The sequence below is a fragment of the Caulobacter sp. AVps16 genome (genome assembly GCF_058681455.1).
In genome coordinates this window covers 3,918,925-3,929,260 of record NZ_CM178739.1, presented here as the reverse complement: position 1 = coordinate 3,929,260, position 10,336 = coordinate 3,918,925, and the positions used below count along the sequence as shown (strand labels likewise).

General features: G+C 68.1%; 9 protein-coding genes and 1 tRNA gene. 5 read left to right on the top strand and 5 right to left on the bottom strand.

Translation table 11 applies throughout. The features are described from left to right. Window positions 1–323 precede the first annotated feature (323 nt). Window positions 324–755 (bottom strand): acyl-CoA thioesterase, encoded by a 432-nt coding sequence (locus ACW17U_RS18835; RefSeq protein WP_492054356.1) that lies wholly within the window; start codon window positions 753–755, stop codon window positions 324–326. Window positions 756–758: 3 nt separating this feature from the next. Then, window positions 759–1,052: a zinc-finger domain-containing protein gene (locus tag ACW17U_RS18830; RefSeq protein ID WP_492054355.1), complete on the bottom strand. Its 294-nt coding sequence runs from the start codon at window positions 1,050–1,052 to the stop codon at window positions 759–761. A 172-nt stretch (window positions 1,053–1,224) separates the two neighbouring features. Here ACW17U_RS18830 and ACW17U_RS18825 point away from each other — a divergent pair, with 172 nt between their 5' ends. From ACW17U_RS18825 to ACW17U_RS18815, 3 genes are all read left to right on the top strand, one after another. Next, entirely contained in the window at window positions 1,225–2,187 is a 963-nt protein-coding gene (locus tag ACW17U_RS18825) for an ABC transporter ATP-binding protein (protein WP_492054354.1), read from the top strand. Window positions 2,188–2,344: 157 nt separating this feature from the next. Next, on the top strand, window positions 2,345–3,667 hold the full coding sequence (locus ACW17U_RS18820; RefSeq protein ID WP_492054353.1) for an NCS2 family permease: 1,323 nt from the start codon (window positions 2,345–2,347) through the stop codon (window positions 3,665–3,667). A gap of 70 nt (window positions 3,668–3,737) precedes the next feature. Further along, window positions 3,738–3,814, top strand: a tRNA-Arg gene (locus tag ACW17U_RS18815). A gap of 97 nt (window positions 3,815–3,911) precedes the next feature. Here the strand turns inward: ACW17U_RS18815 and ACW17U_RS18810 are convergent. From ACW17U_RS18810 to ACW17U_RS18800, 3 genes are all read right to left on the bottom strand, one after another. After that, complete coding sequence (locus tag ACW17U_RS18810; protein ID WP_492054352.1) at window positions 3,912–6,326, bottom strand: TonB-dependent receptor; 2,415 nt, start codon at window positions 6,324–6,326, stop codon at window positions 3,912–3,914. Between the two features lie 29 nt (window positions 6,327–6,355). Continuing rightward, window positions 6,356–7,336, bottom strand: a complete 981-nt coding sequence (locus ACW17U_RS18805; RefSeq protein ID WP_492054351.1) for a FecR family protein — start codon at window positions 7,334–7,336, stop codon at window positions 6,356–6,358. Window positions 7,337–7,436: 100 nt separating this feature from the next. Continuing rightward, window positions 7,437–7,958 (bottom strand): RNA polymerase sigma factor, encoded by a 522-nt coding sequence (locus ACW17U_RS18800; RefSeq protein ID WP_492054350.1) that lies wholly within the window; start codon window positions 7,956–7,958, stop codon window positions 7,437–7,439. A 203-nt stretch (window positions 7,959–8,161) separates the two neighbouring features. Here ACW17U_RS18800 and ACW17U_RS18795 point away from each other — a divergent pair, with 203 nt between their 5' ends. Next, on the top strand, window positions 8,162–8,878 hold the full coding sequence (locus ACW17U_RS18795; protein ID WP_492055765.1) for a thermostable hemolysin: 717 nt from the start codon (window positions 8,162–8,164) through the stop codon (window positions 8,876–8,878). Continuing rightward, on the top strand, window positions 8,875–10,323 hold the full coding sequence (locus ACW17U_RS18790) for an AMP-binding protein (protein ID WP_492054349.1): 1,449 nt from the start codon (window positions 8,875–8,877) through the stop codon (window positions 10,321–10,323). Before ACW17U_RS18795 ends, ACW17U_RS18790 begins: the two co-directional genes overlap by 4 nt. Window positions 10,324–10,336 lie beyond the last annotated feature (13 nt).

The window sequence follows — 10,336 nt, the reverse complement described above, 5'->3', positions numbered from 1 at the left end:
GGGTCCGGGTCCCGGTAAGGCCTCAACAGGGCCACCTGGCGGGAGGCTGACGGATAACGGTGACGCGGAGCGCACGGCTTCGTCGAAACGGTAATCTCTATCTCTCATCCGGACGTCGTCCGGACGCTCCGCGACCCTTTCCATCCCTTCAGCGAGTGATCGCGTGAGGTTGAAAGCCTGTGTCCGCCAGACTTGCCCCCTACGGGCTGCTGCGCAGCCGTCTTCCCCCGCAGGGGGAAGATGAAAGGCGCGAACCTCGTCTTCCCCCTACGGGGGAGGACGACCTGCGAAGCAGGTCAGGAGGGGGCAAGTGTGCGAACCGACTAAGGCAGGGGTCGCGGCTTTCGGTGTTCGTCTATGGCCACGAAGGTGAACACGCCTTCGGTGACCTTGTGGGCCTGCTCGGCGTCGCGGCGGCGGCGCCAGGCCTCGACCCCGACCTTCAGGGAGGTGCGACCGGTATGGACGACCTTGGCAAACAGGCTGACCTCGTCGCCGACAAAGACCGGGCTGATGAAGGTCATGCCGTCGATGGCGATGGTGGCGCAGCGGCCGGCCGCGCGGTGGAAAGCGATCGAGGCCGCCGCCAGGTCCATCTGGGACAGCAGCCAGCCGCCGAAGATGTCGCCCTCGGGATTGGTGTCGGACGGCATGGCGATGGCGCGCAGGACCGGGGCCTCATGGGGCCATTCAGCCGCCGCCCAGGCCTCGGCCAGGGTTTCGGCGCGGTGCGCGGAGGAAATCTCGTCGGACAAGGCCTAGTGGCCGCCGCCGCCTTCATAGACGCCCGGGGCCAGGTGCCCGGCTTCATCATGGCCGTCCGCCGTGGCCGCCACGAAGCGGCGGTCACAATAGGGGCAGTCGACAAAACCCGCTGCGCCGAGTTCCAGCCAGACCCGGGGATGGCCGAGCGCCCCGCCGACGCCCTCGCAGGCGATGCGGTGCGAGCGGACCATGACGGTTTCCGGCGCCGGGAAGCCGCCGATCTCGGTCGCGGCGACCTCGACGGCCGTCGGAGCGGTGGCGGTTGCGGTCTTGGCCTTGCGCGCCATGTTGGAAAACCCTTGAAGTCTGGACGCGGCCTTGGCTTGGCGGCGATGCAGGCATACCTATGCGACCCGTCGCGCTGTCGTCAATTCAAGCCGCGTGCCCGGCCCTTTCTATCCTCCCTTGCGGGAGCCGCTTTGACCCTTCCGTCCCGCCCGGGACCTGTCTGGACGTTCCATGGACCTGCCCGCCTACGCCATCGAAGCCGAAGGCCTGTTCAAGACCTATGCTGCCACCAAGACCTCGCCCGAAAAGCGCGCCCTGAACGGGATCGACCTGAAGGTGCCGCGCGGCTCGATCTTCGGCCTGCTGGGGCCCAACGGGGCCGGCAAGTCGACCTTCATCAACATCCTGGCCGGCCTGACCCGCAAGACCAGCGGCACGGTGAAGATCTGGGGCCGCGACATCGACCAGAGGCCGCGCGATGCCCGCGCTGCCATCGGGGTGGTGCCGCAGGAACTGGCCACCGACGTCTTCTTCACCCCCCGCGAGTCCCTCGACGTCCAGGCCGGCATGTATGGCGTGCCCAAGGCCGAGCGCCGGACCGACGAGCTCCTCAATGCCCTGGGCCTGTCCGACAAGGCCAATGCCTATGTCCGCCAGTTGTCGGGCGGCATGAAGCGCCGCCTGATGGTGGCCAAGGCCATGGTTCACCAGCCGCCGGTACTGATTCTCGACGAACCGACCGCCGGGGTCGATGTCGAGCTGCGCCGCCAGCTGTGGAGCTATGTGAAGGGCCTGCACGCCCAGGGCGTGACCATTGTTCTGACCACGCACTATCTCGAGGAAGCCCAGGAGCTGTGCGACCAGATCGCCATCGTCAATCGCGGCGAGGTCGTGGCCTGCGAGCCGACCGCCACGCTTCTGCAGCGCATGGACAGCCGCAATGTCGTGGTCACACCGGAGGTGCCGGTCAGCGAGGCACCGGTCCTGGAGGGGTTCGACACCAAGATCCGGGCCGGCGGGGCCTTTTCGGTCAGCTATCGCACCGGTCAGTCCAGCGTCGAACAGGTGCTGGCGGCGGTGCGGGCCAAGGGCCTGCGAATTCGCGACATCGCCACCGAGGACCCGGATCTGGAGGATGTCTTCCTGGCCCTGACCTATGGCGATCCGAACGCCGCCGATCCGACCCGCGACTAGGGAAACCCTGCCGGGCATTGCCGATCTGCTCGCCGGGCCGGCAGCAACGCCCGTTTGGTGGCGTGGGCGGGCCCAGGCGGGCCGGACCCTCGCTCGGCCCTTGCGTTCCCCGAACGGTTGGACAATCTCCAGGGCTTGGGTCTGGGGGGACTAGTCGATGAGTTTTCTGGAACGCCAGTTCGGGCTGAAGGCCCAGGGCACCACACTGCGGACCGAGGCCCTCGCAGGCCTCACCACCTTCCTGACCATGGCCTATATCGTCATCGTCAATCCGGCGATCCTGGGCCAGGCCGGCATGCCCGTGGCGGCCGTGGCCGCCGCCACCTGCATCTCGGCCGGCATCGGCTGCATCCTGATGGGGCTGATCGCCAACTATCCGATCGCCCTGGCCCCCGGCATGGGGCTGAACGCCTATTTCACCTACACCGTGGTGCTGGGCATGGGCGTGCCCTGGCAGACGGCCCTGGGCTGCGTCTTCCTGTCCGGCGTCGCCTTCCTGATCCTGACCGTGGCCGGGATCCGCCAGCTGATCGTCGGGGCCATTCCCCGGCCCCTGTTCTCGGCTGTGGCCGCGGGCGTCGGCCTGTTCATCGCCTTCATCGGTCTGAAAGAGGCCGGCATCATTGTCGCCAATCCGGCCACCACGGTGGCCCTGGGCGACCTGACCAAGCCCACCGCGATTCTGGCCCTGGCCGGCCTGCTGGTCATCGGGGCCCTGATGGCCTGGCGCGTGAAGGGTGCCATCCTGATCGGTATCCTGATCATTGCCGGGGCCGGCGCCCTCATGGGCCTGTCGAAGGTCGCCCCCGGCGGCTACAGCCTCGCCGAACTGTCGGCCACCGCCTTCCAGCTCGACATCCCCGGCGCCCTGCATCTGAACGGGGCCATGGGCATGGCCATGGCCGAGATCATCTTCGTCTTCCTGTTCGTCGACCTGTTCGACAATGTCGGCACCCTGGTGGCGGTGACCAAGAAGGCCGGCCTGGTCGCGCCCGACGGGTCGATCCCGCGCCTGAACCGCATCCTGACCGCCGATTCGGTGGCCACGATCGCCGGCTCCCTGGCCGGCACCAGCACGGTCGTCAGCTATATCGAAAGCGCCTCGGGCGTTCAGGCCGGCGGACGGACGGGCCTGACGGCGGTGATCGTCGGCCTGCTGTTCCTGGCGACCCTGTTCTTCGCCCCGCTGGTCCAGGCCATTCCGGCAGCGGCCACGGCCCCTGCCCTGATCCTGGTCGGGGCCATGATGATCGGGGCCCTCAAGGAGGTCGACTGGGAGGACCCCTGCGTGGCCATTCCCGCCTTCCTGACCGTGATCACCATCCCCCTGACCTTTTCGATCGCCAACGGCCTGGCCTTCGGCATCACCAGCTATGCGGTCCTGAAGCTGGTGCGCGGTCAGGCGCGGATCAGCGACTGGCTCCTCTACCTGCTGGCCGCCCTGTTCATTGCCCGCTTCATTTATCTGGGGGGAGAATAGCCACCGGCCGATAAGCCCGTTTGCGCCGCCCGCGCCTTTGGGCTAAGAGGCCGTTCCCCGCAAGGCGGAAGCACCCGTAGCTCAGCTGGATAGAGCGTTGCCCTCCGAAGGCAAAGGTCACACGTTCGAATCGTGTCGGGTGCGCCATTCTCCCATTTCAACGTCACGACCTCTGGCCCGCTCCTGCGCGCCCCAGTGCCGCACTGTGCCAAACACACCGGACTGATCGCGCCCCTTTAGGCCTTCAACGGTCAACCCGCAGAGTGAGCGAGAGCGTGCGCGGTCGGGGCGGGGTGATCTGGTGGGTCCGGCGCAGCGTGAAGGGATTGCCATAGGCGAAGGTGTCGCCCCTGGCATTGGCGGGATTGTCGAGCGCGGCCGTCAGGCGCCAGCGCGGCGCGGCCAGGCCCAGGGCCAGTCGTCCGCTGCCATAGCTGCCCATGGTCGGCGCGGTCGCGGCATCGAAGGTCAGGCGCGAATGTCCGACATAGGCATAGCGCGCGTCGAGCTCGAGGTTGACCTCATCCGAGAGGCTCCAGTCATAGTGGGCCGTGATTCCGCCCGAGCGGCCCGGCACCCCGGCCAGGCTCTGGTCGCTGCGGGCCGGGAAAGCGGGATTGGCATTTTCCAGTTCGGGACCGTTGATCAGGAAGGATCCCCCCAGCTTCAGTCTCCCGACCTGATAGGTCCCCTCCAGCTCGAGCCCCAGATTGCGCCCGTCACCGATATTGGCCGTGAACGCCAGTCCGGAAGGCAGCAGCTGGTCGCTCTGGATGTCCTTCCAGGTGGTCTGGAACAGGGCGGCGTGAAGGCGGGCCCGGCCGTCGAGGGCGCTCAACCGGGCACCGAGCTCCAGGCTCCACAGTTCGTCACCCCGATAGACCCGGCGCGGCTGCCCGCCGTCTCCGGTGAAGACCTGACCGGGCGGGCCGCTCGTATTGAAGCCCGCTGCCCTATAGCCCTCGGCAGCCTGGGCATAGACCAGGGCGTGCGGCGACAGGGCGTAGGTCAGCACGATCTTGGGCGCAAAGCCGGAGCGCGACAGCTTGCCGTCAAAGACCGACGGCGGCCGCGCCGGACTGCTGACCACGCTGACGACCCGCGTCCTGGACAGGAACAGCCGCCCTCCCAGGGTGGCACTGAACGACGGGCCGAGGGGCAGGACCGCCTCCCCGAACAGCGCCGCCTCGTCCAGGGCATCGCGGCGGGCCTCGGCGAAGACCGGCGTCGCGGGTGCTGCCAGCCGCGTCAGGGCCAGATCATTGTCCTGGCGCGTGCGGGCCAGGAACGCCCCGGCCAGCCACTGGATCTGTCCATCCACGGAAGAGACCAGGGATCCCTCCATCACCTGTCCCTTGATCAGGTTCTGGTCGTCGAAGGCCGCAGGGCCAGGCGGCAGGCTGACGGGCGGGGCGGACGACGCGTCATAGCGGCTGGTGATGTCGTGACGAACGGCCGAGACGGTCCAGCGCGCCTCGACTCCTTCAAGATCGCCCCGAAGACCCAGATGGACCTCGGCAAAGTCATTGTCGTGCGGCTCGCGGATCTGGTTGTGCCGCGTATAGGGCGCTTCGGACGCCAGGGCGTACTGGGTGTCTTCGGCATTGATGGCCTGCCCCACAGCGCCGGCGGTCAGGGTCCAGCGCTCATCAAGATCGAGCCGCAGTGACAGGCGCGCGCCGGAGCGGACCGTGCGATTGACGTTCTTCAGCCCGAGGCCGGCGTCGTCGACATAGCCACCCTGGATATCGCTATAGGCCAGGAACCGAACGGCCCCCTGCCCCTGGAAGAGGGGAAGGTTGACCAGGCCGGAGGCCTGGCCCGACGCGGCACCGTCCTTTGTCGTCGCGGCCGAGCCCGAAACCCAGCTGTCGAAGCCGGTAGGGTTTGGCGGCTCGGTGACGAGGTGCAGAATGCCGCCCAGCGAGCCCGCGCCATAGAGCGCGCCCTGCGGGCCGCGCAGGACCTCGACCTGGGCCATGTCGATCAGCAGAAGGTCAGGGTCGGGCGCATTATAGGTCAGGCGCGTGTCATCGAGATAAAGCCCGACCATCGCCTGGGTGCGGCCGGTCAGGGGGCCGTCCGAAAGGCCGCGCAGCATGATCTTGTTCCGGCCCGCGCCCAGATTGGTCACCGTCATCGACGGCACGGCCATGGCCAGGTCGCCGACATCGCGCAGCCCCTGGCCAGCAATGGTCGAGCCGCCCAGGGCGCTGACGGCATAGGCCAATCGATCGGCAGGCGTCGGACGGCGCGTGGCCAGGACCACCAGTTCCGGCAAGCCCTGGTATGGCTCGCCCGAGGGCGTTGCACTGGGCCGCTCGACCACGACCCGGGTGGGCGGCAGGCGCACGATCTGGACGGCATGGGCGTCGATCATCCGGAAGCCGCAGCCGGTGCCCGCCAGCAGGACCTCCAGCCCGGCCTTCAGGCTATAGCGCCCTCGCAGGAGACGACTGTCGGCAGCACAGCTCGATGCGGCCTGGGTGCTGATCGAGACGCCGCCCTGGATCGCGAGATCGATCAGGGCCGCCTTCAGCGGCTTGCGCGGAATATCGAAAAGAAAGGTCTGCTCCGCCGCCGACGCAGTTGCGCAGAAGCCGATCGCGCAGGTCGCGGTCGGGACCAGCACCCAGCGCCGCCACGCGTCAGATCGCAAGACCACTCCCTCCGAAATCGAAGACCGCCTCAGCGTAGTTCGATTTCACGGCCAGTGCGATGCACGGTGAGAGAGAAATAACCCGCCAGGCGCTGGACCACGACCGCCTCGTCGCCGAGTTCGAGAACGCCGGAAAAGCGTCGCCTGGCCACGGAGTCAGACACGCGGATGGGGGTAGGGTAACGACGGTTCAGGTCGGCGATGATCTGGCCCAGGGTCTCGTCGTCGCAGACCAGTCGTCCCTGGGTCCAGGCGAAGGCCGCGCTCGGATCGGCAACGGTCTGGATCGAGCGTCCTGTCCCTTCGGCATGGGACAGGGCCTGTCCGGCGACCAGTCGCGCGACGGGCCCAGAGCCCAGGGACGGTTGCCGCACCTCGACGATGCCGCGCCGCACCGTGACCTTCACGGCCCTGTCGAAGTGCCGGATGTTGAACTCGGTGCCGACGACGCGAACCTGCTGGTCGCCGACGCCGATCAGGAACGGCCGGCCGGGATCCTTGGCCACGTCAAACGTCGCCTGGGCGTCAGCCATCTCCACGCGACGTGTCCGCCAGCCCAGACGCACGGTCAGCCTGGAGGCGGCGTCCAGATGAATGCTGGTGCCGTCGGCCAGGGCGATCTGGCGTGTCTCGCCAGGACTGGTCTCGTAGACCGTCGGCGTGCCCTGATAGGACCGCCAGAGTGTCGGACCCGTCACGAGCGCGACAATCGCTGCCGCAGCGGCGATCAGGGCGGACCAGGCGGGCGGCGAGGCGCGCCGCCGGAAGGGAACCACCTTGGGCGGGGCCAGGGTCAGGCCAGGGGTGATGTCGGCCGCCTGCTCGCTCAGTTCGGCGGCCAGCCGTTCGACCGCCTCGAACGCGGCGAGATGATCTTCGGAGGCTTCCAGCCAGTCGGTCAGGGCCGACCAGTCTTCGGCCGTGGCCTGGTCCGACTGCACGCGCACCAGCCACGCGACGGCGTCGTCGCGCAGGGTCTCGCTCGTCTTTGAACCGCCTTGGCCGGTCATGCCTGATCGTCGCTCCTGGGGCGCATCGTCGCCCCGCTTGCCGTATTGACGCCACAAAGCCCCGGGTGCCTCCAAACTTTCTTTCGACCCGTGAACCAGCTCATCGTCCCACCTTGGCCAGGATGCGTTTGAGGCTGGTCATGATGTACTTCTCCACGCTGGATCTCGAGACCCCCATGGCTGCCGCAGTCTCGGCGTGGTTGAGGCCTTCAAGCTTGTGCAGGCGGAAGGCCTCGCGCACCGCCGGGGGCAGTTCGTTCACGGCCTCGATGATCTGGTTCAGGCGCTGGCGTGCGGCCACGGCGTCGTCGGCGGCAGGCTCGGCGGAAGCGTCCTGGCCCTGTACCATGTCGACATTGGCGCCCCGCCATTCGGTCTCGCGCTTCACCGCCCGTCGCTGGGCCTTGAGGCGGTCCAGCATCAGGTTGGTGCCCAGCCGGTAGAGATAGGCGACGGGGTTGTCGATGGGGTCGGCCGGCGGCGGCGTGATCTTCAGATAGATGTCCTGCACGAGATCCTGGGCGGCCTCTTCGGACCGCAGCCGAACGCGGAAATGGCGCAGCAGGTCCTCGCGCCGTTCGAGATAGGCGGCGAGCAAGGGATGGACGTCACTGTCGTCCAAGGCCGTGACCTGAGCTCCTGGGGCCCATCGGCCTATCGCCCACCGGGGAATCCGGAGACGCTTGCAGTCTTTCCGATGCCGCCCGCCCGCGCAATCGCAATCCCCTGGCTCATTCCTTTGAGGAGGTTTGGCCGGCGCGTCGTCATGGCTCCTCGAAGGGCGATGAGACGCCCGCCAGAGTTCGGAGATCGACCTTGCTGGAAGTGATGATGCTCGACGACGGTGCCCCGCGCGGCAGCCTCCGCTTCGACGCCGACCGCGTGCGTCGTTTCACCTCGGTGGAGCCCCGGGTAATTTCGCTCCACTCCCTGATGCAGCCCGAGCGCCGCCGGGTCGAAGCCTATATCGAGGCCGCCTATGCCTCGGCCTTCAACGGCACAATCCGGGCCCACTATCCCACCCTGATGAGCGTGCAGGACGGCCAGGGCCGGATCCATGGCGCGGTGGGCTTTCGTCTGGCCGACGACGGCGCACTGTTCCTGGAGCAGTATCTGGACGAACCCATCGAGGCGGCCATCCACCGCAGGTCCGGCGAAGCGGTGGACCGCGCCGCCGTGGCCGAGATCGGCAGCCTGGCGTCTGAAAGCACCGGGGCGTCCCTGTTCCTGTTCTTGGCCCTGGCGCTCCATCTGCACCACAAGGGTTGCACCCACGCCGCTGCGACCGCCACCCGTCAGCTGCGCCGCAGCTTCGCCCGCGTCGGTTTTGCCACCCAGGCCCTGACTCGCGCCGAGCCCAGCCGGCTGGGTGACGGTGCCGCTGATTGGGGCGGTTATTACAATCGCGACCCCGAGGTGATGGTCGGTGCCATAGCGCCCGCCCTCCCCGCCCTGACCCAGATGCTGATGGTCGAGTCGCCGGAGGTTCCGGACATCCGGCCAAGACTCCATCCCGCCTGGCCTGCGGAGCTGATCGGATGAGCCGGGTTCTGCACGCCATCACCCGGCACGCCCTCGACAGGCCCGGGGCCATCGCCCTGAGCACGCGCGCCCTGTCCCTGACCTATGCCGAGCTCGAGGCCGAGATCCAGCGTGTCGCGACGGCGCTCTTTGCCTTTGCACCCCTGGTTCGTCCCGGTGCGCCGGTCGCCGTGCGGCTGGCCAATGGTCCGGCCTGGGTAATCCTGGACCTGGCCCTGATCCGTCTGGGCTGGCCCAGCCTGCCCCTGCCGGGCTTCTTCACCCCGGCCCAGCGCGAGCACGCTCTTGCCGATGCCGGTGCGACCTTGCTGGTTGAAGAGGCGGAAGGGACCGTCGCGTTCGAGATCCTGGGCACATCCATCGCGGTCTGGCCCTGTGCGACCGCGCCTGTGACCCTGCCGACCGGCACGGCCAAGATCACCTATACCTCCGGCTCGACCGGCCAGCCCAAGGGCGTGTGCCTGTCGCTCGAGCAGATGGAGGCCACGGCCGCTGCCCTGGTCGAGGCCATCGGTGCCGACTATGCCGGCCTGCACCTGCCGCTGCTGCCGCTGTCGATCCTGCTGGAGAATGTGGCCGGGCTCTATCCGATCCTGCTGGCCGGCGGTCGCTATCACGTCCTGCCCGCCGCCGAGCTGGGCCTCGACAATCCATTCCGTCCCGACCTTCCCGCCCTGGCCGAGGCCATCGCCGCCGAACACGCCACAAGCCTGATCGTCGTGCCCGAGCTGTTGCGCGCCCTCCTTATGGTGATGACCTTCACCGGGGCCCGCTTCCCCGACCTGAACCTGGTGGCGGTGGGCGGTGCCAAGGTGTCGTCGCAGCTGCTGAGACAGGCCGAGGCCTTGGGCCTGCCGGTCTATGAGGGCTACGGCCTCAGCGAATGCGCTTCGGTTGTGGCGCTCAACACCCCGTCAGCCCGTAAGGCCGGGGCGGTGGGAAAGCCCCTGTCGCACCTGTCGGTGACCCTTGACGCCGAGGGCGAGATCATTGTCTCGCCCCGACCCTTCCTCGGCTATGCCGGCCGCGAACCGCACCAGGGCGCAGTCCATACCGGCGACCTGGGCAGCCTGGATGCCGACGGCTTCCTGCGCATCGAAGGTCGGCGGACCAACACCATCATCACCGCCTTTGGTCGCAATGTTGCGCCCGAGTGGGTGGAGAGCGAGCTGTTGGCCCAGCCCGAGATCCGCCAGGCAGTGGTGTTCGGCGAGGCCCAAGCCACGCTGGGAGCCCTGATCGTGCCGCTGATCCCCGACATGGACGAGGCCGCAGTCGCACAGGCCGTGGCCCGCGCCAACCTGGCCTTGCCCGACTACGCCCAGGTCAAGCGCTGGCAGGTCCGCGCGCCCTTCGACCCCGCCGAAGGTGAACTCACCAACAATGGCCGCCCCCGTCGGGCGGTCCTGTTGTCGCGTCACAGCGACTTCATTCAAGCCTCTTGAGCAGGAGCACCAA

Excerpts from the sequence above, each read along its gene's own strand:
- ACW17U_RS18830 (WP_492054355.1), bottom strand. The coding sequence starts at position 1,052 with ATGGCGCGCAAGGCCAAGACCGCAACCGCCACCGCTCCGACGGCCGTC.
- ACW17U_RS18825 (WP_492054354.1), top strand. The coding sequence starts at position 1,225 with ATGGACCTGCCCGCCTACGCCATCGAAGCCGAAGGCCTGTTCAAGACC.
- ACW17U_RS18820 (WP_492054353.1), top strand. The coding sequence starts at position 2,345 with ATGAGTTTTCTGGAACGCCAGTTCGGGCTGAAGGCCCAGGGCACCACA.
- ACW17U_RS18805 (WP_492054351.1), bottom strand. The coding sequence starts at position 7,336 with ATGACCGGCCAAGGCGGTTCAAAGACGAGCGAGACCCTGCGCGACGAC.
- ACW17U_RS18790 (WP_492054349.1), top strand. The coding sequence starts at position 8,875 with ATGAGCCGGGTTCTGCACGCCATCACCCGGCACGCCCTCGACAGGCCC.